Genomic DNA, 26,649 nt, shown 5'->3' with positions numbered 1-26,649 from the left:
TCCTTCGGGTGGTTCAAGGGACGGATCAGGACGTGAACTGCGGGACGCCGTACCGGGCGAACCGCTTCGCGATGTCCTCGGGCTCCCGGGTGGTGGCGAGCGTGAGCAGCAGCAGGATCCGGGCCTTCTGCGGCAGCAGGTCCTCGGCCGGTACGACGCCGGGGGCGCCCGCGTCGTACACGGCTCCGGAGCCGGTGCGCGCCGCGGCCACGACGGTCACGCCCTTGCCGAGCACGCCGCGCAGCGCGGTCGCCTCGCCGGGCGACGGGTCGCCGGCCACGACGATGCCCTTGGCCCCCGCGTCGGCGAAGGCGGTGATCGCCTCGCCGCCGGAGTCCGGATAGGAGGCGACGATCTCGGTGCGGGGCAGCGAGTTCCGGTCGATCTTCGACACGTCGAACGGAGTGCGCCAGTCGTCCTCGCCGCACTTCTGGATCCGGGCGGGCGCCCGCAGCAGCCGCACCCGCGGACCGTCGACGGTGCCGAGCACGCCCTGCTCCCTGGCCTGGAAGGTGTCCAGGCGCAGCGTGCTGGTCTTGGTGGCCTCGCGGGCGGCGAGGATCTCGTCGTCGAGCATGACGACCGTGCCGAAGCAGTGGGTGCGTCCGCTCGCGGCGAGCACGATCGAGTTGTAGAGGTTCGCGGGCCCGTCCGCGCTGAACGCGTTGGACGGCCGCATGGACCCGGTCACGATCACGGGCTTGGAGCTGCGGACGGTCAGGTCGAGGAAGTAGGCCAGTTCTTCGAGGGACTTGGTGCCGGCCGTCACCACGACCGCGTCCGCCGTGCGCAGCTGCCGGTCGACCTGGCGGGACAGGTCGTAGTAGTCCGTCATGGCCGTCTTGTCGGGGCCCTCGGACGTGGTCACCCGGGCCACCGCGTCCAGCTCGGGACGCAGGCCCTGCACGATGTCGGAGATCGGCAGCGAACTGCCCTCGTACTCCTCGAAGTCGGCCCGGTTCCCGGCCACGCCGGTGATGGTGCCGCCGGTGCCGATCACGGCCACCTTCGGCTTCCCGTCGTCCGTCTTCGCGGCGGCCGGCAGCGTGGGCACCAGGCCCGCGAGCAGCGCGGCCACGACGAGCAGCGTCCGTCTCATGACAGCACCTGGCCGTTGCCGGAGCGCACGGCCCGGGAGCGGCGGTGGTCGAGGTGGATGAAGGTGCGGTGCAGCCAGCGGTCCTCGCCGTCGTAGCGCGGCACGAAGTGGGTCCTGCCGTGCAGGGCGACGCGGTTGTCCACGATCGCGAGGTCGCCGGGCCGCAGGTGCACGGCGCGCGTGATGGTGTCGAGCACGGCCCGCAGCACGGCCATCGCCTCGGCGGCCTGCTCGTCCTCGGGGTGTGTGGCGTGGAAGTCGACGCGGACGTCCGGATCGTCGAAGTCGCCGCTCAGGATGGGGTGTTGGGGCGCGGGCCCGTCGGGGCCACCGAAGGACGGCGGCACCTCGGTGCGGAAGCGGTCCTCGCCGAGCACCTTGCGGATGTCGTGCGGGAGCATCTCGACCGCCCGCCGCACCGAGGCGACCCGCAGCCCGGCGCCGCCCTCGTGGTCGGGGCGGACGCAGAACAGCGCCACCATGTCGGGACGGTGCGGGTGGAAGGCGTTCTCCACGTGCAGTTCGAGCGGCACCGAACCGGCGTTGCTCTGCTGCTCCTCACGGCCGGCCACCGGCACCACGTTCTGCACCAGGGCGCCGCTCTTCTCGTCGCGGTACGCGATCACCTCGCCGATCTGCATCGACACCAGGGCGGTGGTCCCGGCGGCCGGAGTGGCCCGGCGCTCGACCGACTCGGGGACGGTGGGGGTCGGCGCCAGGGCGGGCGCCACCGGCAGGTTGCGGACCAGGAGCATGCCGTCGAGGTCCGGGTCGTGCCGGAAGTCGCGCAGCCGGCGGCGCAGCCGCTCCGGGAGCTGCTCGGACATGCCCCGGCAGGCGTCGAGCCAGGCCCGGTCGTCGACGAGGCCGGACTCCACGGCGGTGAGCGCCGTCGCGACGGCCCTCGTCCGCTCCCTCTCCGCCTCGGTGAGGGTGAATATGTGGTCCTCGGTCATGGTGGGTGTGCCTTTCTCAGACGGATTCGGACGGCTCGGCGAGCAGGGGGTCCGCGCCGCGCGCGACCGTTTCGAGCACCTGCGCGCAGCGGTCGGCGAGGCGCTGTGCCTCTGCGTGGCTGAAGGTGTCGGGCCGGTGCCCGAGCCGCAGTGAGAGCCGGGCCCCGGGCACGGCCGCGAGCCGGAGCGGGAAGTGGGTGTCGTCCGCGGCCTCGAAGGCGCCCATCCGCAGCTGCCCGTCCAGGGCCGCGTCCCACGCGGAGGGGTCCATCGGGTAGTTCACGAAGAGCGTCGTCGTGTCGAAGAGCGTGCGCAGACCGGCCGCGCGCTGGATCTCGGCCAGGCCCAGGTGGTCGTGCGGCTGCAGTGCCACCTGTTCGTGCTGGAGGCGTCGCACCACGTCGGCGAAGGGTTCGCCGGGGGAGCGCCGCACCCGCACCGGCACGGTGTTCGTGAAGAGCCCCACCATGCCTTCCACGCCCGGCAGTTCCGGCGGGCGGCCGGACACCGAGGAGCCGAAGACGACGTCGTGGCTGCCGGTCAGCTCGCCGAGCACCACCGCCCAGGCACCCTGGACGACGGTGTTCAGCGTCAGCCCGTGCGCGGCGGTCCACGCCGTCAGCGCCCGGGTGGCCGGCTCGTCCAGCTCGCGCACGACGAGTTCGTGCGCCACCTCGGACGGTCCCGTGGTGCCGACCAGGGTCGGCCCTTCGAGCCCGGCGAGCGCCTCGCCCCACGCCGTCGCCGCCGCGTCGCGGTCCCGGTCGGCGAGCCAGGTCGCGTACTGCCCGTACGGCGTCACGGCCGGCAGCTGCGCGCCCGCGTACAGGGCGAACAGCTCCTGGACGAGCACCGAGGTCGACCAGCCGTCCCACACGATGTGATGGACGGTCAGCACCAGGCGGTACCGGTCCTCGCCGAGCCGCACCAGGCGCATCCGCAGCAGCGGCGGCTCCTCCAGGTCGAAGCGGGCCCTGCGGTCGGCGGCCGCGAGCCGCCGGGCCGCCGCGTCCGCGTCGGGGCGGGCGGACAGATCGGTCTCCTGCCAGGGCAGCAGAACCCGTTCGGGGATCACCTGGACCGGTTCGTCCAGGTCGCCGAAGAAGAACGCGGCCCGCAGGTTGGTGTGCCGGTCGAGACAGGCCGCCGCGGCCGCCTTCATCCGGGCCGGGTCGAGCGGCCCTTCCAGATCGACGCTCAGCTGGGCCGCGTACACGTCGAGCGTCTGCTCGGTGCGCATGCTGTGGAAGAGGAACCCTTCCTGCAGCGGCGAGAGCGGCAGCACGTCGGCCAACGGGCCGTACGTCTCGGCCAGTTCGTCGAGCTCCGGCTGGGCGAGCTCGACCAGCGGCACGTCGGACGGGGTGAGGCCGCCGGCGCCGGGCCGGGTGCCGCAGCGGGCCAGCCCTTCGAGCGCCGTGCGCAGCAGCGCGGTCAGCCCGGCGATCCGCTCCTCGTCGAAGAGGCCCTCGGGCCAGTGCACGGTGATGGTCAGCGCGGGCCCCGAGGGGCCGTCGAAGGTGGCCGCGACCAGTTCGAGTTCGTGGACGAACGGCATCCGGGCGTCGGCGTCGGCGTGGAAGCCGCCCTCGGCCAGCGCCCAGTCGGCGTCCTGCCCCGCGGCGAAGCGGCCCAGGTAGTTGAAGCCGATCCGGGGTGCGGGGAACGCGGCGAGCCGGTCGCGCGAGGCCGCGTCGAGGTGGCGCAGCATGCCGTGGCCGATGCCGTGGTCGGGCAGGGCCCGCAGCTGCTCCTTGACCCGCTTGAGCGCGTCCCCCAGGGCCGGGCCCGCGGCCACCGCCTCCGGCCACGCCACCTCGCCCGGGTCGAGGCGGGCGGGGTACATGCTGGTGAACCAGCCCACCGTACGGTCGAGACGGACACCGGCGAACAGGTCCTCGCGGCCGTGGCCCTCCAGGTCGCACAGGACCGGGCCCTGCGCGCCGCGCCAGCGGCGGTAGGCCAGGGCGAGACCGGTCAGCAGCACATCGGCGACCCCCGCGCGGAAGGCGGCCGGCACCTCGGTGAGCAGCGCCCCGGTGGTCTCGGGGGAGAGGGTCAGGTCGAGGGTGCGGGCGGTGGCGAACAGGTCGGTGGCCGGGTCGAGGTCGCGGTCCCCCGCACGCGGGTCGGCGGTCGCGGCGATCCCTTCCCACAGCGGGAGTTCACCGGTCCTGCGCGGGGCCTCCTCGGTGAGCCGGGCGGCCCAGGTGCGCAGCGAGGTGCCCACCGCGGGCAGCGGCTCACCGGCCGTCGCCGTGGCCAGGTCCTGCATCAGGATCCGCCAGGAGACCCCGTCGACCGCCAGGTGATGCAGCGTCAGCTCAAGCCGGCCGGGCGTCCCGGCGGCGCCGGGGAACCAGACGGCGTGGTGCAGGACGCCGGTCTCCGGGTCGAGGTGGTCCCGGGCCGCGTCGCGGTGCTCCGTGGACGGGACCGCGCCCGGCTCCGCGACGGTCAGCCGCGCCGCGACGGTGCCGGGCGGGCCGACCTCCAGGCGGGTCGGGGGAAGAAGGGCGGCGTGGGGATGTGCCTCTTCTTCTCGCGACCCACCTGGCCGCCGGCCGTCGTGCAGCCGAAGGCGCAGGGCGTCGTGGTGGTCGACGAGCCTCTGCAGCCCGGCAAGGAGCGTCTCGTACGAGAGGTCCGCGGGCGTCCGCAGCAGCACCGACTGGCTGAACCGGGAGCTGGGCACGTCCTGTTCGGCCAGCCAGGCCACGATCGGCGTGAGCGGCAGCTCGCCGACGCCCGCGCCCTCCGGCTCGGCGGCCGTGTCCTCGCCCAGCTCCCCGGCGACCCCGGCCAGGGCGGTCACGGTCGGATGCAGGAACACCTCGCGCGAGGTGAACTCGACACCGGCCCTGCGGGCGCGGCTGACCAGTTGCAGCGCCATGATGCTGTCGCCGCCGAGGTCGAAGAACGACGCCTGGGTGCCCACCTGTTCCAGGCCGAGCACCTCGGCGAAGAGCGTGCACAGCGTCTGCTCGAGGGGGGTGCCGGGCAGGGCCGGCTCCTCGTGCTCCTCGGCGGGCGCGGGCAGCGCCCGGTGGTCGACCTTGCCGTGCGCGGTCAGCGGGAACGAGTCGAGGACGACGAGCGCCGCGGGCACCATGGCCTCGGGCAGCGCGCGCCGGGCGAGCTCGCGCACCTCGGCGGTGTCCAGCGGACCGGACGCGGTCAGATAGCCGACCAGGCGCCTGGTCCCGGGGCGGTCCTCGCGCACGGTCACGGTGGCCGCGCGCACTGCCGGGTGCCGGCCGAGGACGGCCTCGATCTCGCCGGCCTCGATCCGCAGCCCGCGCAGCTTGAACTGCCCGTCGCCGCGGCCGAGATACTCCAGCTGCCCGTCCGGACGCCATCGGGCGCGGTCCCCGGTCCGGTACATCCGGTCGCCTTCGGGGCCGAAGGGGCAGGGCAGGAACCTTTCCGCGGTCAGCTCCGGACGGTTGTGGTAGCCGCGGGCCACCCCGGCACCCGCGAGGTACAGCTCGCCGGGGCAGCCGGTGGGCACGGGTTCGAGCCGCTCGTCCAGGACGTACACCCGGGCGCCCGCGATCGGGCGGCCGATCGGCGGCCGGCCGCCCGTGCCGGTCAGCGGGTCGCTGCCGGTGGCCGCCACGGTCGCCTCGGTCGGGCCGTACATGTTGAACATCCGGCGGCCGCGCGACCAGTGGGCGACCAGCGCCTCGTCGACCGCCTCGCCGCCGACGATCAGTACGTGCAGATCGGGCAGTTCGAGCGGGGGCAGGCCCGACAGGACCGCGGGCGGCAGCGCCAGATGCGTGATCCGCGCGTCCCGCAGCAGCACCGCGAGGTCGTCGGGGGCGAGCGCCGAGGTGTCCGGCGCGAGCACGAGCGTGGCCCCCGAGACCAGCGCGGGCCAGATGTCGGCGACCGCGGCGTCGAAGCCGGTCGAGAGGTACTGCAGCACCCGGCTGCCGGGGCCGAGCCCGAACCGCTCGGCGTGGTCGAGCGCCAGGTTGGTCAGCCCTCCGTGCGCGATGACCACGCCCTTGGGCAGACCGGTCGAGCCCGAGGTGTAGATGACGTACGCGGCCGTGTCCGGGTCCGGGGCGGCGAACGTCCCGGCGTGCCCGGCCGCCGCCCCGCCCTCCTCGGTGAGGACGCACACGGGGGCGGCGTCCGTCAGCAGGTGGTCGATCCGCTCCTGCGGATAGCCGGGGTCGATCGGCAGGTACGCGGCGCCGACCCGCAGGCACGCGAGCATCGCGACGACGAGGGAGACGGTGCGCGGCATGAGCAGCGCGACGCTGGTGCCGGGTCCGGCGCCGCGCTCGCGCAGCCGGGCGGCCAACGCGTCGGCGCGGGCGTTCAGTTCGCCGTACGTGAGGGTGGTCGCACCGCACTCCAGGGCGGGCGCGTCCGCCGGGCGCGCGGCGACCAGACCGGGCACGTCGACGCCTTCGCCGAGCGCGGGCACCCGCTCGGGCAGCAGCGTCGCGCGCTCGTACGGGGCGAGCAGCCCGAGGGCGCCGACGGGCGTGTGCGGGGCGGCGGCCGCCTGCTGCACGAACGCGGCGAGGCGGGCGGCGTGCAGCGCGAGGCCCTCGGCGTCGTGCAGCTCGGGGCTCGCGTCGAAGAGCAGGGCGCCGGGCGAGCCGTCGGCCCGGCCGCTGACCGCCACGGACAGATCGGGGGCCGGCCCCGAGGCGAGGTTGGTGACATGGCCGGTGGCGCCGTGGAAGTCCAGCGTGCGCTCGTACGGCATGAAGTTGACCAGCGTGCCGAGCAGACCGCCCTCCCGGCCGGTGAGGCCGAGTTCGCGGCACAGGTCCTCGTGCCGGTAGCGCTCGTGCCGCAGCGCGGCACCGACCTCCGCCGTCACCACCGGCACCAGGTCGGCGAGGCTCGCCCCGGACGGGACGTCGAGGCGCAGCGCGACCGTGCCGGTGGCCATCGCGGGCACCCGCCGCGAGCGCGGGCCGCGCCGCCCGGAGACCGGCAGGCCGAGCGTCACGTCGGTGCGGCCGGTCAGCCGGCTCACGTACGCGGCGGTCGCGGCGACCAGCAGGGTCTGCCAGGTGGTGCCGACGGTCTGGGCGGCCGCTTCGAGCGCGGTGCGGCCGGCCGCCGCCACCGGGTGCTCGAGACGCAGCCGCAGCGGCCGCTCGCCGACCGGCGGCACGCCGGGCAGCAGAACGGGTTCGGGGCGGTCGGCGAAGCGCTCGGTCCAGTAGCGGCGGTCGGCCTCGAACTCGGGCGACGCGCGGTAGCCCGCCTCCTCGTCCAGGAGCGTCCGCAACGGCTCGAAGCCGGCCGGTCCCGGCTGCGCGCCGCACAGCTCGGCGAGCCGGCCGCGCAGCAGGTGCACCGCGTAGGCGTCCACGAGTATGTGGTGTATTCGGTAATAGAAGAAGAGGCGCTCCGGGCCGAGACGGAATACGACCGCGTGCGAGAGCGGGCCTTTCTCCAGATCCATGGAGTGCGCCAGATCGGCGTACATCCAGGTACGGGCGGCCTCTTCCGGATCGGGGAAGCCGCTCATGTCCATGAGGGGCGGGGGTTCGTAAGAAGCGGCGGCGACGTACTGCCGCAGCTCCCCGTCCTCCTCGCCGATCGACGACACGCGCAGCACCTCGGTCTCGGCGCACAGCCGGACCCAGGCCTGCCTGAGGACCTCAGGGTCCAGGTCACCGCGGATGTCAATGTGCTCACCGCAGTTGTAGCGCTGACCCGACGGGTCCAGCTGATGGGCGAACCAGATGCCCTGCTGAGCCGGCGAGAGCGGTAGCCGCAGTTCGTATTCCATGGCCGAGATCGTGCGGGGACCGGCTATCAGTGGCCTATAGAGAAACGATCCCGGCGGTGCGCCCCGGCAATATGGATGAAGTATGGGCGGGCGATTGTCCGAGAACCGACGCTCGGCCGATGAATATAGCTGTGGCGCCGGTGGCGCCCCTTTCTTCGGACGCGGTACTGGCCTTTCTGCTCCAGGCGGGCGTGCTGCTCGCCGTCGCCGTGGTGCTCGGCAGACTCGCCCAGCGCATGGGTCTGCCGGCGATCGTCGGGGAACTCGGCACCGGGGTGCTGCTCGGCCCCTCGGTGCTCGGCGCGCTGGGCGTCTGGGACGGCCCGAACACCGAACAGCTGCATCTCCTCGACGCGGCGGGCCTGTTCGGCGTCCTGCTGCTCGTCGGCTGCTCCGGGACCGAGCTCGACCTGCGGATGGTCCGTAAGCGCGGCGGCGTCGCCGCGAAGATCAGCATCGGCGGACTGCTGATCCCGCTCGCCCTCGGGGTGTCGGCCGGGTTCGTCATCCCGCTGTCGCTGCTCTCCGACGGCGCGGACCGCACGGTCGTCGCGCTGTTCCTCGGCGTGGCGATGTGCGTGAGCGCGATCCCCGTCATCGCCAAGACGCTGCTCGACATGAACCTGCTGCACCGCACCGTCGGCCAGCTGACGCTCACCGCGTCGGTCATCGACGACATCTTCGGCTGGATGATGCTGTCCGTGGTGTCCGCGATGGCCACCACAGGCTTGCGCACCGGGACCGTGGTCGGCTCGGTCGTCACCATCGTCGCCGTGGTGCTGGTCGCCGCGTTCGTGGTGCGGCCGCTGGCCCGGGTGGCGCTGCGCCGCGGCCCGGTGCTCGGCACCACGGTCGTGATCATCATCCTCGGGGCCGCGGGCACCCAGGCCCTGGACATCGAGGCCGTGTTCGGCGCCTTCGTCTGCGGTGTCGTGATCGCCTCGGTGCTGCCGAACCCGGAGGCCCTCGCGCCGCTGCGCAAGGTCGTCCTGACCGTCCTGGCGCCCCTGTTCTTCGCCCTGGCCGGACTGCGGATGGACCTGACCGCGCTCGCCGACGTCAAGGTCGCGGCGGTCGCCGCGAGCATCCTGATCCTCGCCGTCGTCGGCAAGTTCCTCGGTGCCGGACTCGGCGCCCTCGCCAGCGGCCTCACCCGGTGGGAGGCGCTGGCCTGCGCCGCCGGGATGAACGCCCGCGGCGTGATCGAGGTGATCGTCGCGATGGCCGGCCTGCGGCTCGGCGTCCTCAACAGCGCCGCCTACACCTCGATCGTGCTCGTCGCCATCGTGACCTCCCTGATGGCCCCGCCGGTGCTGCGCATGGCCATGAAGCGGGTCGAGCACACCGCCGAGGAACAACTGCGCCTCAACTGGCCGCCGGCCCAGGGCACTCAGGACGGGCCGGCCCCTCACAAGGAAGAGAAGACGGAGATCTCATGAGCCAGCTGCCCCACGTCATCGAAGGCGGGCCCGACGGCCCGTCCCTGCCCGAGTACGCCGCACACCACCGCGACGCCCTGCGGGCACGGCTGACCCGACACGGCGCCGTGCTGCTGCGGGGCTTCGCGACGGGCCCCGATCTCCTGCGCGACGTCGACGCGACGGTACGGGCCTTCTCCGGACCGCCCCTGGAGTACGCGGAGCAGTCGTCCCCGCGCACCGCCCTGAAGGGGAACATCTACACCTCGACGGACTACCCGCCGGACGAGGAGATCTTCCTGCACAACGAGAACTCCTACCAGGCCTCCTGGCCGGGCGTGCTCTTCTTCACCTGCGTCGAGGCGCCGCTCACCCAGGGCGCGACACCGCTCGCCGACATCCGCGAGATCCACCGGTCGATCGACCCGGCGGTCCGCGCGGAGTTCGAGGAGCGCGGCTGGATGGTCGTACGCAACTACCGGCCCCGCTTCGGCGTCGACTGGCGGACCTCGTTCGGCACCGAGGACAAGGCCGAGATCGCCCGGCTCTGCGAGGCCCGCGAACTGCGCTGGTCCTGGGAGGACGGCGACGTGCTCCGCACCGAGGGCGTGCGCAGCGCCGTCCACCGGCACCCGGTGACCGGCGAGCAGGTGTGGTTCAACCACATCACCTTCTTCCACAACAGCACGCTCCCCGAGGACGTCCGCGAAGGTCTGCTGGAGCTGTTCGGGGACCGCGGACTGCCCACCAACAGCTACTACGGGGACGGCGGCACCATCCCCGACGACGTCATCGCCCATCTGCGCGACTGCTACCGCGCCGCCTCCCGCCGGTTCGACTGGGAGCGCGGCGACGTGCTCCTCGTCGACAACATGCTGGCGGCGCACGGCCGCGAGCCGTTCACCGGCCCGCGGAAGATAGCCGTGGCCATGGCCGAGCCGCTCGTCCCGGCAGGTCTGAAGTGAGCTGGTTCCGTACGTTCGTCGAGCGCCCCGAGGCCCGCGTCCGCCTGGTCTGCCTGCCCTACGCAGGCGGCGGCGCGGGGCTCTACCGCGCGCTGGCCCAGCAGTTGTCGCCCCGCATCGAGGTCGTGGCCGTGCAGTACCCGGGCCGCCAGGACCGGCGGGCCGAGGCCCCGGTCGACGACCTGGAGGTCCTGGCGGAGCGGATCGCGGCCGAACTGACCACCCTCGACGGGCCCCCGGTGGCGCTGTTCGGGCACAGCCTGGGCGCCACCGTCGGGTTCGAGGTGGCGCGCAGGATGCTGCCGAGGTTCCCCTCGCCGGTGGCCCGGCTGTTCGTCTCCGCCCGCAAGGCGCCCGCCGACCACCGGCCGAGCGGGCGCGACTTCCGTGACGACGCCGTGCTGCGCGCCTGGGCGCGCAACGCCAGTGACGCGGCCCGGCAGGCCGCGTCCGACCCCGACCTGTGGATGCTGGCGGCGCCCTCGCTCGCCGCGGACCTCACGATGTCGGAGACCTACCAGGGGCGCCCCGGCGCCAAGGTGGCCTGCCCGGTCACCGCCGTCGCCGGCAGCGCCGACCGGGGCTGCGGCGTCGAGGAGATGGGCCGCTGGGCGGCGCACACCCTCGGCGGCTTCGACATCGAGGAGGTGAAGGGCGACCACTACTTCATCGACGACCCGACCGACGAACTGTGCCGGATCATCGAGGAAGGCGTCTGAGCCGGCAGCGGCACGCGGCGGACGGAACAACGGAAAGAAGAGGGGGCGGGATCCCGGTGAGGATCCCGCCCCCTTTCGGTGTGCGGCGGTGTGCGGCCCGCGCCTACTCGCCCTTGCCGATCAGGTCGAGCAGCCGGCCCCGCAGGAAGAAGCGGGTGGCGAAGACCGCGACGGTCACCGCGACCGCCCCGCAGGCGGCGGCGATGCCGATGACGGACGCCCACGGCACCGAGAAGGCGAAGTTGTCGGCCAGTTCGGTGAGCGCGACCCGCTGGGCCAGCACCACCAACGTGGCCGCGATCCCGCCGAGGATCGCCCCGGCGAGCGCCGCGACCGCGGTCTCCGCGGCGACGAACTTCAGGGCGTCGCCCCGGGTGGCACCCGTCAGATTCAGCGCCGCGAGCTCCCTGCGCCGGCCAGGCGCCGCCATCACGAGGGTGTTGGCGATCGACAGCAGCGCATAGCCCATGGCGAGCCCGAACACGATCCGGGTCGCGAGCTGGGCCTGGTCCTGCTTCTGCGCGCGCATCCGGTCCAGGTACTCACCCATGGGCGAGACCTCGGCCGGCTGACCGGCGACCGCCTTGCGCAGCGCGGCGGCCACCGCAGCCGCGTCGCCGCCCCCGGTGACCTTGACGTCGATCCTGGTCGGATCGCCGCCCGCCGCGTGATCGGCCGAGACATAGCCCGTCTCACCGAGCACCGAGTGCCCGGTCAGCGCCGCGACCGTCAGGTTCACGGTCGTCCCGTCGGGGAGCCCGGCCCGCACCTTGTCGCCGGTCGCGATCCCGAACTCGTCGGCGGTCTCCTTGTCGAGGACCAACTGCTGCTTGCCGAACCCGTTCATCGAGCCCGAGACGACCTTGAGCGCATGCGTGGCCTGCAGCGCCTTCGGATCCACCGCCCAGGTGGACAGCGTGCCGATGTACCGCTTCTGCGCGTCGGACAGGCGCAGTTCACCGAAGGTCAGCACGGCGGACTCGGTCCCCGGCACCTCGCGCACCTTCTGCGCCGCGGCCGGGCTGATGCTCGTACCGTCCTCGGCGACCACCGTGTAGTCGGCCTTGGTCTGCGCCCGCAGATCGGCGTCACCGGCGGCTCCCGCGGCGAGCGGCGCCGTCAGCAGCGCGCCGCCGAGCCCGATGGCGAGCACGACGGGCGCCGCGACCGACGAGGTGCGACGGCTGGCGAACAGCACGCCCTCTCGTACGATCATGGCTCCCGCGCCCAGCTTGCTGAGCGGCCAGGAGGCGAGGAACAGCACCGGCCGCAGCAGCAGCGGAGTGAGCAGTGCGCACCCGCCGACGATCAGCACCGGCACCGGGAAGAAGCTCTGCATGCTCATCGCGGTGAGCGGGCTGTCCATCGCGGACAGGCCCTTCTGCAGCCCGAGACCCAGCACGACGAGGCCCAGCACGATACGGACGGGGGCCAGCACCCGGCGCTTGCCGGTCGCCTCGCGCAGCGCCTCCGCGGGCTTGACCCGGCCCGCCTTCCACGACACGGCGGCGGTGCCGACCAGCGCGGAGACCAGACCGACCGCGAAGGCGATGATCAGCGGCGGCCAGACGAAGTCGATCTGGAACCAGGCCGGGGCGATGCCCTTGTCGATCATGAAATCGCGCAGCGGCCCGGTGCCCTGGGAACCGATCGCGCAGCCCACCGCGGAGGCGAACGCCGCCAGCAGCAGCGCCTCCATGATGACCATCCGCCGCACCTGCCCGGGGGTCGCCCCGATGGAACGGAACAGGGCGAGTTCCCGGCGGCGCTGGTCCACCACGAACGCGAAGGTGGCCACCACGACGAAGACCGCGACGAAGGCCACGATCAGCAGCGAGGTGCCCGCCATGCCCTCGGCGTCGAGCAACTGCTCGCGGCCGCCCTCCTGCTGGACCTCGGCGAAGAGCCGGTCGTCGCCGGTGAGCACGCTCGTCCCGGGCGCCGCGGCGCGGATCCGGTCGGCCTTCCCGTATGCCACGACGGCCTGCACGCCCGGCGACAGCTTCTTCGCCTGGGCGTCGGTGAAGAAGACCGCGTCCTCGAACCAGACCAGATCGGTGACACCGACGACTTTGTAGTGGCCGACCTCGCCGGCCACGGTGACGCCGACGGTCCGGCCCACGAGGGACGGCTCGCCGCCGCCGACCACGATCTCGTCGGCGGCCCGCGGGGCGTGGCCCGCGGCGAGCCGGTACGGAGTGAAGGCGGCCGACGACCACGCGTGGCCGACCTGGTCGCCGGGGCCGTCCTCGACCCGGGCGGAGAACGACCGGTCCTCGACCGTCCTGCCGGTCTTGGCCAGCGCGGTGACGGTCTGCTCCGGAAGGTTGCCCGGACGGACGATCGGGAACTTCCGCACGTCACCGTCGTCCGCGTCGGTCAGCTGGTAGACGACGGGCTTCGTCACCACGACCGGGGCGTCGGCATAGCGCTGCGCGCCCGACGAGACGCTGGTCCCCACGGACCACAGGGCGAGGATCATCATGGCGATGACGCCGACGCCGAGCGCCAGCGCCACGAACACTCCCGCGAAGGAGACGACACGAGCCCGCACGGTCGCGAGCGCCAGCCTCACCATGACTGCTCCAGCTTGGTGATGCGTTCGGCGGCCAGCTCGGGAGTCGGCGACTCGAGCCAGCCGGCGAGCTTGCCGTCGGCGAGGAAGACGATCCGGTCGGACACGGAGGCGGCCACCGGATCGTGGGTCACCATGATGATCGTCTGCCCGTCGCGGTCGACCAGTTCGCGCAGTTGCTCCATGACCTGGCGCGAGGACTTGGAGTCCAGGGCGCCGGTCGGCTCGTCGGCGAACAGCACCTTCGGGCGGGTGAGCAGCGCCCGCGCGATCGCGACGCGCTGCTGCTGACCGCCGGACATCTCGCCCGGCCGGTGCCCCTTGCGCTCGCTGAGGCCGAGCCGGTCCAGTGCGCCGTCCACGTCCTTGCGGCGGGGCTTCTTGCCCGCGAGCATCAGCGGAAGCGCCACGTTCTGCCGAGCCGTCAGCGACGGGATCAGGTTGAACGTCTGGAAGACGAAGCCGACATGCTGCCGCCTCAGTCTCGTCAGTGCGGCCTCGCTCAGGCCGGCCAGCTTGGCGCCGGCCAGCTCGACCTCGCCGGAGTCCACCCGGTCGATGCCCGCCGCGCACTGCAGCAGGGTCGACTTGCCCGAGCCGGAGGGGCCCATCACCGCAGTGAAGACCCCCTCGGGAAAGTCGACCGTCACCTCGTCGAGGGCGTTGACCCTGTTGTCTCGTTTGCCGAATCCTCTACTGACGGCTTCGAGCCGCACCATCGTCGATCCCTTATGCATATCCGGAACGCTAGGTGTCGGATCTATACGCAAACCATGTTGCGCGCGCGGGCCGTCGGGCGGCCCGCGATGTACGGCGAATATGGATCCGCTATTGCAGCCTCCGAAGACTCGGCAGGGTCCGTCCTTGCATGGATCCCTTGTTCACCGGAGGCACGAAATGCACGCTGAGGAAACCGACGACCGCCGTTACCTCGTGGTTCTCAACGACGAGGAGCAGTACTCGATCTGGTGGGCCGACCGGGAGCTGCCGGCCGGCTGGCACCAGGAGGGCACCGAGGGCAGCAAGGCCGAGTGCCTGGAGCACATAGGCCGGATCTGGACCGACCTGCGCCCCGCGAGCCTGCGCCGCCGGATGGCAGCCGCCCGATGAGTTCCGCACGCAAGCTGGTGTCCGTCGAGGACCTGAGCGACGAGGACCTGGAGCGGATCGTCCGCCGGGGCGTCTCGCACAGCGCGGGCACCTCCGTCCACCGGCAGCCGCTGGCCGGACAGGTGGTCGGGATCTACTTCGCGATGACGTCGACGAGGACCAGGACCGCGTTCTGGTCCTCGGCGCTGCGGCTCGGCGCCCAGGTGATCAACTTCGGGCCCGGCGACCTCCAGACCAACACCGGTGAGTCCTCCGGGGACACCGGCCGGGTCCTCGGGAGCATGCTCGACCTGCTCGTCGCCCGCACCGGGCGGCCGACCGCGGAGCTCCAGGAGTGGGCCGACCGGCACGGCATGCCGGTGGTCAACGCGATGACCGCGGAGGAGCACCCCACCCAGGGGCTCACCGATCTCACCACGCTGCGCCGCCACTTCGGCTCGCTCGACGGACTGCGCATCCTGTACGTCGGCGAGGGCAACAACACCGCGGCCGCGCTGGCCCTGGCCCTCGGCCGCACGCCCGGCGCGGAACTGGAACTGCGCACCCCGCCCGGGTACGGCCTCGACCCGCTGATCCTGGAGCGGGCTCGCGGCCACGCCGAGCGGTACGGCGCCAAGATCACCGAACGGCACACGATGGACCCCGCGCCCAGCGGTTTCGACGTCATCTACACCACGCGGTGGCAGACCACCGGCACCGCCAAGGCCGACGCGAACTGGCCGGAGATCTTCCGGCCGTTCCAGGTCAACCGGTCGCTGTGGAAGGGCAGTCCGGACGCCGTCTTCCTGCACGACCTGCCCGCCCACCGGGGCGAGGAGGTCACCGCGGAGGTCCTCGACGGCCCGATGAGCATCGCGTTCCAGCAGGCCGAGAACAAGATGCACAGCGCCATGGCGGTACTGGAGTGGTGTCACGGGGCCCCGATGGCGGACCCCGTCGGAGCGGAGGAGGTGTCTCTCCTGTGACCACGACGACCCCCAGCGGCGCGTCGGCCCCGGCCGGCGCGCCGCCGCCGTTGCGGCGCAACCGCGACTTCCTGCTCCTGTGGACCGGCGCGGGAGCCGCCCAGTTCGGCGCGCGCGTCGGCGTGATCGCCTACCCGCTGCTCGTCCTGTGGGGCAACGGCACGGCGGCGGACGCCGGACTCGTCGCCTTCGCCGGGCTGCTGCCCATGCTGGTCCTCCAGCTCCCCGCCGGGGTGATGGTCGACCGCTGGGACCGGCGCCGCCTCATGCTGATCTGCAACATGGTCGGCCTCGTGGCGATGCTCAGCGTGGTGGCCGCGGTCGTGGCCGACGCGGTGTGGCTGCCGCACATCCTCGCGGTCGCCTTCGTCGACGGAGCGGCGACGATCTTCTACCAGCTGGCGGAGCGGACGGCGGTCAGGAACGTCGTCCACGAGGACCATCTGCCGTCCGCGCTCGCCCAGAACGAGGCGCGGGGCCGGGCCGCGGGACTGCTCGGCCAGCCGGTCGGCGGCGCCGCGTTCGCGGTCGCGGGCTGGCTGCCCTTCGGGGTGGTCGCGGCCGGACACCTGACGTCCCTGATCAACCTCCGTCTGGTCAAGGCACCCTTCCAGGAGGAGCGCGAGCCGGGGGAGCGGAACTGGAAGGCGGAGGTGAGGCAGGGGCTGTCCTGGCTGTGGGGCCAGAAGTTCCTGCGCGCGGCCATCGGCGTGGTCGCCGTGACCAACCTGCTCTTCCAGATCGTCAACATGGCCCCGTTCATCGTCATCAAGGAACAGGGCGGCTCGGCGGCCCAAGTCGGCCTGATCGGGCTTGTGTCGGGCATCGGAGGGGTCGTCGGCGCGCTGTCGGGCGGCAAGCTCCTGACCGGGGTCCGGCTGCCGAACATCCTGATCGGCACCCTGGCCATGTGGTCGGTCCTGGTCCCCGCCGTCGCCCTGACCACGCAGTACTGGGCGATGCTCGTGCTGTACGCGGCGATGTCCGCGGCCGGTGCGGCGCTCAACGTCGGCGCCGGCGCGTACATGGCCCAGCTGGTCCCCGACGAGATCCACGGCAAGGCGATGAGCGCCGTCATGCTCGCCTCCTGGGGCGCCAACTCCCTGGGCGCCCTGGCAGCCGGCTTCCTCCTCGCCGCCTTCACCACCGGCACCGTCCTGCTCGGCGTCGCGGCGGTGCTGGTCCTGTGCACGGTGGCAGCGGCCCTGAGCCCGTCGATCCGCCGCCCGTAACGGCCCCGGCCCCGCACAAAGAGGCCCCCTTCCCGCACCACGGGAGGGGGCCTCTTGGCGTGCCGTGCGGACGGGCCGATGCGCACGCCGCCCGACCTGGGGCCCGCCCCGCCCCTCCAGGGGACGACGCCCGCTGCCTCGTACGGGGTGGGCCTGCGCCGGAGACCGCCGTGCGGCGCGCCACCGGAACAGGCGCGGAAGGCACCGCTGTCGGGCGCACCGGGCGCATGCGGCGCGCCACCGGAACTCGCGCGGAAGGCACCGCCGTCCGGCGCACCGGGCGCACAGAACACCGCCGGGCCGCCCCGAAAGGGACGGCCCGGCGGTGTCGTGCGGGTGGGGCTCAGGCGAGGGCCGCGCAGAGCCTTGCCGCCGTGCGGTACGTGAACACTTCGCGGACCGTGACGTCCACGCCCTCGCGGCGCAGCGCCTCCGTCGCCCGGTAGGCGCGGATCGAGTTGCCGCCGAGGTCGAAGAAGTCGTCCTCGACGCCGACCTCGGCCACCGGGAGGACCGCGCGCCAGGCGGCGACGACCCGCTCCTCCAGCGGCGTGCGCGCGGCGACCCGTGCCGCCTTGGCGTACGCCTCGGGGCCCGGCGCCGGCAGCCCGCGCCGCTCGACCTTCCCGGTGACCGTGCGGGGCACGCGCTCCACGCGCACGTAGGCGGCCGGGATCATCGGCTCCGGCAGCACCCGGGCCAGCGCCGCGCGCAGCTCTGCCGGGCCGGCGCCCGGGGCCACCACGTAGGCCACCAGCTCACCGTCGACCGCGACCACGGCCGCCTCGGTGGCCAGGCCGGTGGCGAGCAGCGCCGTGGTGACCTCGCCGGGCTCCACCCGGTGCCCGCGGATCTTCACCTGGTCGTCGGACCTGCCGAGGAACTCCAGCGCGCCGTCGGCGAGCCGGCGCACCCGGTCGCCGGTACGGAACCAGCGGCCCGCGGGCCCGTCCACCGCGCCGGTGACGAACCGCTCGGCGGTGGCCGCCGTGTCACCGAAGTAGCCCTCGGCCACGCCGACGCCCCCGAGATACAGCTCGCCGGGCACCCCGTCGGGCACCGGACGCCCCGCGGCGTCCCGCGGCTCGGCGAGGACACCGCGCAGCGGCCGGCCGATGACGCTGCGCCGGTTGCCCGCGATGTCGTCGGCGGTGATCCGGTGCGCCGTCGCGTACACGGTCGCCTCGGTGGGGCCGTACAGGTTGAAGAACGCCGTGTGCTCCAGCCGTCCCGCCCACGGGGCCAGTTCGGCGAAGTGCACCTTCTCGCCGGCCAGGACCACCGTGCGCAGACCGGGCTGCGCGCCCTGCGCGACCAGTTCGGTCAGCCCGCGCAGCGCCGTGGGCGTCTGGCACAGCACGCCCACACCGTGTTCCCCGATCAGGGCCAGCAGTTCGCGCGGCGAGCGCGTGGTCGCGAGGTCGGGGACGACCAGGGTGCCGCCCGAGAGCAGCGCGCCGAAGACCTCGAAGACCGACACGTCGAACGCGGGGGAGTGCGTCATCGCCCACACGTCGCCCTCCGCCACCCCGAGCCGCTCCAGGGCGGCCGTCACGACCGAGACGGCCTGGGCGTGCCCGACCGCGACACCCTTGGGGTGCCCCGTCGAGCCGGACGTGTAGATCACGTACGCCCGTTCACCGGCCCGCGCGGCGACCGCGGGCACGGGCCCGTCGCCGTCGGCCGGGGACACCCCGACGAGCCCCGGCAGACCGAGGCCGGGCCCGGTCACCGCGACCCGGGCACCCGCGTCGACCGCGTACGCGGTGAGCCGGGCCGTGGGCAGGGCGGGGTCGAGCGGCAGGAAGGCGGCGCCGGAGCGCAGCACGCCGAGCAGCCCGACGACGAGATCGGCGCCGCGTTCGACGTGCACCCCGACCACGTCGCCCGCGCGCACCCCGCGTGCGGCCAGCCGCCCGGCCACCAGGTCCGCGCGCCGGTCGAGTTCCGCGTACGGCAGGGTGACGCCCTGCGCCACCACCGCGGTCCGCCGCGGGTGCCGGACCGCCCGCTCCCCGACCAGCTCGTGCAGCGTCGCCGTGACGGCCACGGCCGGCGCGGCAGGCTCGGCCACCGGGCCGGGCCCGGCCACCAGCGGAACCTGGGCGTCGCCCAGCGGGTCCGCGGCCATCGCCTCCAGCACGGCACGGAGCATCCGCCCGATGAGCTCGGTCCGTTCCCGGGACACCGCCCGCGGGTCGTGGCTCAGCCCGAGCCGGTCCGGGCGGGCGATCACGTTCAGCCCGAACTCGGTGCGCAGACTGCCGCCGCGGCCGCCGTCGACCATCTCCGTGTCCACGCCGTGGAAGTCCACGAAGTTGAAGATGGTGTCGATCAGCCGTCCGGCCCGCCAGCCGCGCTGGAGCGCCGACATCGGGTAGCGGCGGTGCGGCCACAGCCCGACCTCCTGCCGGAACACCGACTGCACCAGGTCGCGCCAGGACTTCGCGTCCCGGTCCACCGGGAACGGCACGGTGTTGAGGTACATCCCGTGCACCCGGTCGGCGCCGATCCGCTCCGGCCTGGTGTCGCAGACAAGGCCGACATGGACGTCACGCTCGTCCGTGAGCGCCCCCATGACCGTGACGAACGCCGCGAGCAGCACGCTCTTCAGCGACGCCTGGGAGTCCGCGGCGAGCTGCCGCAGCGCGGGCCGCAGATCCGCGAGACCGACGACGACGTCCCCGGTGTCACCCGCGTCGTCCTCCCCGGCTCCGCCCCAGCTGTCGGGGAAGACGAAAGGGACCCGGTCACGCAGCACGTCCTCCCAGTACGCCCGGTCGTCCGCCGAGGCGAGCGAGGTCAGCTCCTCGGCCACGAAGTCGGCGTAGCGCACGGCGGGCGCCCGGTACGGCTCGGGTGCGAGCCCGTCGCGGATCCGGCGGTAGCAGGTCACCAGCTCCATCAGGAGACGGTGGTAGGTCCAGCCCTCGGTGATCAGATGGGCCTGCGTGAACACGACGGTCCAGTGCCCGTCCGGCTCCAGCAGCACGGTCATCCGCATCAGCGGCGCCCGCGTGAGGTCGAACAGGTCGCCCTGCCCGGCCATCCCGAGCAGCACCGCCTCGACCTCGCCCGCGGCGGCGCCGCGGAGATCGCGCACCTCCACCGGGATGTGCGCCCGCTCGTGGACGAGCTGCAGCGGCACCGACCAGCCGGTCAGATGGACCGAGGTGCGCATCATCTCGTGACGCGCCGTCAGCTCGTCCACGGCCCGGCGGAACGCGTCCGCGTCGAACGGCGACTCGTCCTTGATCCGGAACGAGGTGACGTCGTGGTAGCTGTCACGGCCGTCCCCGGAGAGCATCTCCACGGCCATGCCGATCTGGTTCTGCGCCAGCGGATAGGCGTCGGTGAGCCCGTCGGGCAGCAGCGCCCGGTCCTCGTCGGGCAGCAGCGCGAACGGCGCGACCACCTGCTGCGCGGCCTCGTCGAGCAGCGGCCGCTCCTCCAGGGCGGCGCAGAGCGCGGCGACGGTCCGCAGCTGGAAGATGTCCCGCACGGTCACGTCCAGGCCCTCGGCCCGCAACACACCGACCAGGGTGACCGCCCGGATCGAGTCGCCGCCCAGGTCGAAGAAGGCGTTCTCCACCCCGACCCGGTCGACCGGCAGCGCGTCCAGCCAGGCCGCGACGACCCGGCGCTCCAGCACGGTGCGCGGTTCCACGTACGCCTCCTGCGTGAACGCCGAGGAGCCGGGCGCCGGCAGGGCCTTGCGGTCGACCTTCCCGTTCGGGGTGAGCGGGACGGCGTCCAGGACCACGAACGCGGCCGGGATCATGTACTCGGGCAGGGTGGGGGCCAGCGCCGCCTTCAGGGCCGCGGGGTCGACCTCCTCGTCGGCCACCACGTACGCGATCGGCTGCCCCTCACGGACCGCCACCACGGCGTTCCTGACCAGCCCCGTCGCGGTGATCGCGGTCTCGATCTCGCCGAGTTCGACCCGGTGCCCGCGGATCTTCACCTGGTCGTCGATCCGCCCCAGGTACTCCAGACTGCCGTCGGCGCGCCAGCGCGCCAGGTCGCCGGTGCGGTAGAGCCGGTCGCCGGGCCGCCCGGAGAACGGGTCGGGGACGAACCGCTCCGCGGTCAGCGCCGGACGGCCGCCGTAGCCCCGTGCCACGCCCACGCCACCCGCGTACAACTCGCCCGCGACGCCCGCCGGAACGGGCCGCAGCTCGCCGTCGAGGACGTGCAGTTCGGTGTTGCGGACCACCTTGCCGATGGGCACCCGGTCCGCCGGGGCGTCCTGCGACGTCAGGATCGCGTGCGTGATGTCGTCGGAGCACTCGGTCGGGCCGTAGGCGTTGACCAGCGGGATCTCCGGGAAACGGGCGAACCAGCGGACGCACAGGTCCGGCGGCAGCTCCTCACCGGTGACCACGAGCCAGCGCAGCGCGCCGAGCCCGGGCGCGGGAGTGTTGAGGTCCCACAGGTCGAGCGCGGCCCGCAGCAGCGAGGGCACCACTTCGAGGACGGTGACGGACTCGTCGTCGGCCAGGTCGAACAGGGCCTTCGGGTCGAGCACCACCGTCTGGTCCACCACCCGGGTCACCCCTCCGGTGACCAGGCCCGCGAGCATCTGCCACACGGAGATGTCGAAGCCCTGCGAGGCGTTCTGCACCGTGGAGTCGGCGGCGGTCAGACCGAGGTCCTCGATCTTGGCGAGCAGGTGGTTGCCCATGCCGCGCCGGTGCACCTGCACGCCCTTGGGCCGGCCGGTGGAGCCCGACGTGTAGATGACGTAGGCGAGATGGCCGGGGTCCACGGGCCGGCCCGCCAGGACGGGGCCGTCGTCGAGACCCGTCAACGCCTCGTGGCCCAGAACGTGTTCGGCGCTCAGGCCCTCGGGCGCGCCGCGCCCGGTCACGAGCAGACCGGCACCGGAGTCCGCGAGCATGAAGCCGAGCCGGTCCACCGGCAGCGACGGGTCGAGCGGCAGCCAGGCCGCGCCCGCCTTCAGGACGGCGAGCACCGCGACGACCAGCTCCGCGGAGCGGTCCATGCACAGCGCGACGACCGTCTCGGGACCCGCGCCCGCGTCGGCGAACCGGCGGGCGAGCCGCCCCGCCCGCTCGTCGAGCTCCCGGTACGTGAGCGTGCCCGTGTCGTCGGTGAGCGCCGGCGCGTCCGGGGTCCGCCGCACGAACCCGGCGATCTCCTCCGGCACGTCGAGGGTGAGCGGGGTCCGCACCTTGGCGGTCCACGCGGCGAGCTGCTCGCGCTCCCCCTCGGGCAGCCGGATGGCCTGCGCGTCGCCCTCCGGGTCGGCCGCCATCGACTCCAGGACCTCGGCGAACATCGCGGCGATACGGTCCGCGTTGCGTTCGTCGACGAAGCGCGGGTCCGCGGTCACCCAGATGTGGCCGACCCGCGAGGAGACGGTCAGCGGGAACTCGGTCGGCGAGTCGTCGGTCCCGGCCATCCCGACCAGATCGGTGTCGACCTGCCGGAAGTCCTGGTAGTTGAAGTAGATGTTGACCAGCCGCTGCCGGCCGGGCACGTCCCGCTGGATCTGCGCGAGCGGGAAGCGGCGGTGCGGCCACAGCTCCACCTCGCGGGCGAAGGTACGGGCGACCAGATCGCGCCAGGTGCGGGCGCCGCGGTCGACGGGGAACGGCAGGGTGTTCAGGTACATCCCGTAGACCGTGTCGGCGCCGACGGCCTCCGGACGCGCGTCGCAGATCAGCCCGGTGTGGAAGGCAGCCTCGTCGGTCAGCTGGCTCATCACCTTGGTGTAGGCGGCGACCATCACGCTCTTGAGCGAGGCGTCGGCGGCCGAGGCCAGCCTGCGCAGCCCGTCCTCCAGATGCGACCAGGGCGTGCGGCGCACCAGGTACCGGGAGCCGACCGGCAGGGCCGGGTCGCCCCAGCCCGCGGGCACCCGCATCGGCGCGTAACCGCTGGTGACGCCCTTCCAGTAGGCGCGGTCCTCGTCCGAGTCGATCGACCGCAGCTCCGCCGCGACGAAGTCCGCGAACCGGACCGCGGGGTGCTCGAACGGCTTGACCTCGCGGCCGTCCCTGAGCCGGTCGTACAGATCGAGCAGCTCCATGATCAGCGTGTGGTGCCCCCAGCCCTCCAGGATCGGGTGGCACTCGGTGATCGACAGCCAGTAGCCGCCGTCGTCGGTGACATGGGCGAACACCCGCATCAGCGTGGGGGTGTTCAGGTCGAACAGCTCCGCGCGGTCGCGGGCCGCGTACGCGGCGAGCGCCTGCTGCAGTTCGTCCTCGGGCAGCGGCCCGAGCTCCTCCATGCCGACCGGCATCACCGCCTGCCCGTGCACCACCTGCATCGGCACCGAATAGCCGGACAGATGCAGCGAGGTGCGCAGGATCTCGTGGCGCGCGACCGCGATCCGGGCCGCCTCGCGCCAGGCGTCCAGCGAGAACGGCTTGGGGTCCTTGATCCGGAACGAGGTGACGTTGTGGTAGCTGTTCTGCTCGTCGGCGAGCATCTCGACGAGCATGCCGATCTGGTTCTGCGACAGCGGATACGCGTCGGTGGCGCCCTCGGGCAGCCGCGCCCGGTCCTCGTCCGAGACGAGCGCGAACGGGGCGACGCCCTCGTCCTGGCCGGCGGCCAACGCGGGCCGGGCCGCGAGCAGTTCACACAGCGCCGCCACCGAGTGGTGGGCGAACACGTCCCGTACCGAGACGTCGTGCCCCGCCTCCCGCAACGCGCCGACCAGCGCGACGGCCCGGATGGAGTCGCCGCCCAGGTCGAAGAAGGAGTCGTGGACGCCGACCTCGGCCACCCCGAGCACCTCGGCCCACACCGCGGCGACCTGCTCCTCCAGCGGGGTGCGCGGCGCGGTGGTGACCGCGTCGGGCGCGGGGCCCGGGGCGGGCAGCGCCGCGACGTCCAGCTTGCCGACCGGGGTGAGCGGGATCCGCTCCAGGGCCTGGAACGTGCCGGGCACCATGTAGTCGGGCAGCGTCCGCGAGAGCCAGTCGCGCAGCTCGGCCGCCGTCGGCTCGGCGCCCGCGGGCACGTAGTACGCGGCGAGCCGCCCGTCGACGGCGAGCACCCGCGCCTCGGTGACGCCCGGGTGCGCGGTCAGGGCCGCCTCGACCTCGGCGGGCTCCACCCGGTAGCCGCGGATCTTCAGCTGCCGGTCGACGCGGCCCGCGAACTCGACGCTGCCGTCCGCCAGTACGCGGCCGAGGTCGCCGGTGCGGTAGATGCGGGAGCCCGGTGCGCCGAAGGGGTCGGGCACGAACTTCTCGGCGGTGGCGTCCGGCCGGCCCGCGTAGCCGCGGGCCACCCCGGTGCCGCCGACGCACACCTCGCCGACGACGCCGGGCGGCACCGGGTTCAGCGACTCGTCGAGCACGTACATGGTGGTGCCGGGGATGGGCAGGCCGATGGGGACGACCTCGCGCTGCGGCCCGGCCACCGGGTGCGTCGAGTTGCCGACGGTGATCTCGGTGGGGCCGTACTCGTTGATCAGCCGGCCCGCGCCCAGGCGCAGGTCCCAGCGCTCCGCGGCCGGCCCGAGCAGCGCGTCACCCCCGGTGACGACCACGTGCGCGAGACCGTCGACCTGGTCGTCGGCGAGCTGGTGGCCGAGCATTTCGAGATGCCCGGGGGTGAGCTTGACGAACGCGTACGGCGCGCCCGCGCTCAACTGCCCGCCCAGATCGGCGAGATCGAGGTCCTGCGGCAGCATGTGCACCGGCAGCCCGGCGAGCAGCGGCGCGTACAGGACGGGCACCACGACGTCCGAGGACACCGTGGAGAACAGCGGGGCGCCGGTGCTGTGCCGGCCGGGCCCGTCGGGCCCGCGGCGCGCGTCGCCGATGTACTCGGCCAGCACCCAGTCGAGGTGGACGGCGAGCGAGGCGTGCGAGATCTGCACGCCCTTGGGGCGGCCGGTCGAGCCCGAGGTGTAGATGATGTACGCCAGCGCGTCGGGGTCGGGCAGCACCCGCGGTCCCGGTGCGTCCGCCGCGTCGTCGTCGGCGGCGGCGTCTTCTTCGTCGACGACGACGATCGTGCCGTCGAAGTCCGGGGCGATCAGGGCGGCCCGGGCGCGGTCGGTGACGAGTGCCTCGGCGCCGGAGTCGGCGAGCAGCGAGAGCCAGCGCTCGGCCGGGTACTCCGGGTCGAGCGGCACATAGCCGCCGCCCGCGCGCCAGGCGCCCAGCATCGCGGCGAGCAGTTCGGGACCGCGGTCGAGCAGCACGCCGACGACGGACTCCACGCCCACCCCGTTGCGGGCGAGCCGGCCCGCGATGATCCCCGCGCGGTCGTCGAGCTCCCCGAAGGACGCCGTTCCCGCGCCGGTGACGGCGGGGGCGTCCGGGGTGGCCGCGGCCTGCTCGGTGAAGCGCTCCAGGGCGGAACGGTACGGGGCACCCTGCGCGCCCCGGCCCGCGGCGAGGAACCGCTGCCGCTCGCCGTCGTCGAGGAGTTCCAGGGCGGACAGCGGGCGCGCGGGCGCCGCGGTCAGCTCGTCGAGCAGCCGGACCAGATGGCCGCCCATCCGGGCCACGGTCGCGCGGTCGAACAGATCGGTGGCGTAGATGAGCCGGCCGACGAGCGGCCCCGCGCCCTGGTCGCGCACCTGGAGTTCCAGGTCGCACCGGGCCACGCCGCCGTCGGCGAGGAACGGCTCGGCCGTGATGCCGGGCAGCGCGGGTCCCGCGCCGCCGCCCTCGTGCAGCGTGAAGACCGCCTGGTACACCGGGGTGCGCGAGAGGTCGCGCTCGGGCTCGACCTCCGCGACGACCCGGGCGAAGGGGACGGCCTGGTTGTCGTACGCGTCGAGGCTGCCGCGCCTGGCCGCGGCGACCAGCTCGGCGAACGAGTCGCCCGCGTGCCAACCGGCCTTCAGGACAAGGGTGTTGACGCCGTAGCCGAGCATGCCCTGGAGTTCGGGGCGGTTGCGTCCGGAGACGATGGTGCCGACCGCCACGTCCCGCCGGCCGGTGTAGCGGCCGAGCAGCAGCTGGTACGCGGCGAGCAGCACGGTGAAGACCGTCGTGTCCTGCGCGTCGGCGACGGCCCTGACCCGGTCGGCGACGGCCTCGGGGAGGACGAGGTCGACCTCGGCGCCCCCGTGGCCGCGCACCGCGGGTCGCGGGCGGTCCAGGGGCAGCTCCAGCGGTTCGAGACCGGAGAGGTGGGACTTCCAGTAGGAGAGCTGGCGAGCGAACCGGTCGCCGGACGCCTGCCCCCGCTGCCAGGCGGCGAAGTCGGCGTACTGGAGGGCGGGCGGCGCCGGCGGGAGCTCCCGGCCCTCGGCGAACGCACCGTAGGCCGTGGCCAGTTCGGACATGAGGATGCCGGTCGACCAGGCGTCGCAGGATATGTGGTGCGAGACCAGCAGGAGTACGTGGTCGTCGGCCGCTATCCGGACCAGCGTCGCCCGCGTCGGCCAGTCGGTCGCCAGGTCGAAGGGCTGGGCGCACTCGCCCTCCACCACCTCGCGGGCCTCCGCCTCGTCCACGGCGCGGGTGACGGCGAGGGTGCCCGGACGGGGAGCGTCGATGACCTGCTCGGGTTCGGTGCCGGTCAGTACATGGCGGGTGCGCAGGATCTCGTGGCGCTCGACCATCGCGTCCCAGGCCCGCCCGAGCGCCGCCTCGTCGAGCGGCCCGCTCAGCCGGAACGAGACCGGGACCAGGTACTCCGTGCTTCCCGGGTCGAGCCGGCTGAGGAACCACATCTGTTCCTGCCCGAAGGAGAGCGGCAGCGTGCCGGAGCGGTCGGCCGGCTCGATGCCCGCCCGCGCCCGCCGCCCCCCTCCGGCCAGTCGCTGTTGCAGCAGCCGGGCACGTACATCGTCGGCGGGCGGCGTCATCGTGGATTCTCTCGGGGTCATTTCGGCCT

12 protein-coding genes are annotated in these 26,649 nt (G+C 73.5%); 6 read left to right on the top strand and 6 right to left on the bottom strand.

The genetic code is table 11. The annotated features are described in order from the left end of the window. Positions 1-25: 25 nt before the first annotated feature. From J3486_RS22930 to J3486_RS22920, 3 genes are read right to left on the bottom strand one after another with little or no spacing between them, the layout of a single operon-like run. Positions 26-1,099 (bottom strand): asparaginase, encoded by a 1,074-nt coding sequence (locus J3486_RS22930; RefSeq protein WP_207823181.1) that lies wholly within the window; start codon positions 1,097-1,099, stop codon positions 26-28. Next, complete coding sequence (locus J3486_RS22925; RefSeq protein WP_207823179.1) at positions 1,096-2,055, bottom strand: TauD/TfdA family dioxygenase; 960 nt, start codon at positions 2,053-2,055, stop codon at positions 1,096-1,098. Before J3486_RS22925 ends, J3486_RS22930 begins: the two co-directional genes overlap by 4 nt. A 16-nt stretch (positions 2,056-2,071) precedes the next feature. Beyond that, positions 2,072-7,825: a non-ribosomal peptide synthetase gene (locus J3486_RS22920; protein ID WP_207823177.1), complete on the bottom strand. Its 5,754-nt coding sequence runs from the start codon at positions 7,823-7,825 to the stop codon at positions 2,072-2,074. Positions 7,826-7,944: 119 nt separating this feature from the next. Here J3486_RS22920 and J3486_RS22915 point away from each other — a divergent pair, with 119 nt between their 5' ends. From J3486_RS22915 to J3486_RS22905, 3 genes are read left to right on the top strand one after another with little or no spacing between them, the layout of a single operon-like run. Next, positions 7,945-9,264, top strand: coding sequence for a cation:proton antiporter (locus J3486_RS22915; protein ID WP_207823175.1), 1,320 nt, complete (start codon positions 7,945-7,947; stop codon positions 9,262-9,264). Continuing rightward, entirely contained in the window at positions 9,261-10,208 is a 948-nt protein-coding gene (locus tag J3486_RS22910; protein WP_207823173.1) for a TauD/TfdA family dioxygenase, read from the top strand. Before J3486_RS22915 ends, J3486_RS22910 begins: the two co-directional genes overlap by 4 nt. After that, positions 10,205-10,927 (top strand): thioesterase II family protein, encoded by a 723-nt coding sequence (locus J3486_RS22905; RefSeq protein WP_207823172.1) that lies wholly within the window; start codon positions 10,205-10,207, stop codon positions 10,925-10,927. The genes J3486_RS22910 and J3486_RS22905 overlap by 4 nt, the downstream gene beginning before the upstream one ends. A 103-nt stretch (positions 10,928-11,030) precedes the next feature. Here the strand turns inward: J3486_RS22905 and J3486_RS22900 are convergent, their stop codons facing one another. Together J3486_RS22900 and J3486_RS22895 are read right to left on the bottom strand one after the other, a co-directional pair. Further along, positions 11,031-13,505, bottom strand: a complete 2,475-nt coding sequence (locus J3486_RS22900) for an ABC transporter permease (protein ID WP_207823169.1) — start codon at positions 13,503-13,505, stop codon at positions 11,031-11,033. Then, entirely contained in the window at positions 13,499-14,239 is a 741-nt protein-coding gene (locus J3486_RS22895) for an ABC transporter ATP-binding protein (protein ID WP_207823168.1), read from the bottom strand. Before J3486_RS22895 ends, J3486_RS22900 begins: the two co-directional genes overlap by 7 nt. A 160-nt stretch (positions 14,240-14,399) precedes the next feature. Between J3486_RS22895 and J3486_RS22890 the strand changes: the two genes are divergently transcribed. From J3486_RS22890 to J3486_RS22880, 3 genes are read left to right on the top strand one after another with little or no spacing between them, the layout of a single operon-like run. Further along, entirely contained in the window at positions 14,400-14,612 is a 213-nt protein-coding gene (locus J3486_RS22890; RefSeq protein ID WP_207823166.1) for an MbtH family protein, read from the top strand. Next, positions 14,609-15,577: an ornithine carbamoyltransferase gene (locus tag J3486_RS22885; RefSeq protein ID WP_207823164.1), complete on the top strand. Its 969-nt coding sequence runs from the start codon at positions 14,609-14,611 to the stop codon at positions 15,575-15,577. The genes J3486_RS22890 and J3486_RS22885 overlap by 4 nt, the downstream gene beginning before the upstream one ends. Beyond that, positions 15,574-16,809, top strand: coding sequence for an MFS transporter (locus tag J3486_RS22880; protein ID WP_207823162.1), 1,236 nt, complete (start codon positions 15,574-15,576; stop codon positions 16,807-16,809). The genes J3486_RS22885 and J3486_RS22880 overlap by 4 nt, the downstream gene beginning before the upstream one ends. A gap of 343 nt (positions 16,810-17,152) precedes the next feature. On the opposite strand, the gene J3486_RS22875 is transcribed toward J3486_RS22880, so the two are convergent. Beyond that, positions 17,153-26,641 (bottom strand): non-ribosomal peptide synthetase, encoded by a 9,489-nt coding sequence (locus J3486_RS22875; RefSeq protein ID WP_207823160.1) that lies wholly within the window; start codon positions 26,639-26,641, stop codon positions 17,153-17,155. Between the last annotated feature and the right edge of the window lie 8 nt (positions 26,642-26,649).

Origin of the sequence: Streptomyces sp. VRA16 Mangrove soil, from assembly GCF_017377775.1 — a bacterium.
Classification (GTDB): Bacteria; Actinomycetota; Actinomycetes; order Streptomycetales; family Streptomycetaceae; genus Streptomyces.
Note: the sequence above shows the minus strand (reverse complement) of the source record. Positions and strands in the feature narration are given on the sequence as shown.

Coding starts and splice junctions, on each gene's coding strand:
- J3486_RS22930 (WP_207823181.1), bottom strand. CDS start 1,099: ATGAGACGGACGCTGCTCGTCGTGGCCGCGCTGCTCGCGGGCCTGGTG.
- J3486_RS22925 (WP_207823179.1), bottom strand. CDS start 2,055: ATGACCGAGGACCACATATTCACCCTCACCGAGGCGGAGAGGGAGCGG.
- J3486_RS22920 (WP_207823177.1), bottom strand. CDS start 7,825: ATGGAATACGAACTGCGGCTACCGCTCTCGCCGGCTCAGCAGGGCATC.
- J3486_RS22915 (WP_207823175.1), top strand. CDS start 7,945: ATGAATATAGCTGTGGCGCCGGTGGCGCCCCTTTCTTCGGACGCGGTA.
- J3486_RS22910 (WP_207823173.1), top strand. CDS start 9,261: ATGAGCCAGCTGCCCCACGTCATCGAAGGCGGGCCCGACGGCCCGTCC.
- J3486_RS22900 (WP_207823169.1), bottom strand. CDS start 13,505: ATGGTGAGGCTGGCGCTCGCGACCGTGCGGGCTCGTGTCGTCTCCTTC.
- J3486_RS22895 (WP_207823168.1), bottom strand. CDS start 14,239: ATGCATAAGGGATCGACGATGGTGCGGCTCGAAGCCGTCAGTAGAGGA.
- J3486_RS22890 (WP_207823166.1), top strand. CDS start 14,400: ATGCACGCTGAGGAAACCGACGACCGCCGTTACCTCGTGGTTCTCAAC.
- J3486_RS22885 (WP_207823164.1), top strand. CDS start 14,609: ATGAGTTCCGCACGCAAGCTGGTGTCCGTCGAGGACCTGAGCGACGAG.
- J3486_RS22875 (WP_207823160.1), bottom strand. CDS start 26,641: ATGACCCCGAGAGAATCCACGATGACGCCGCCCGCCGACGATGTACGT.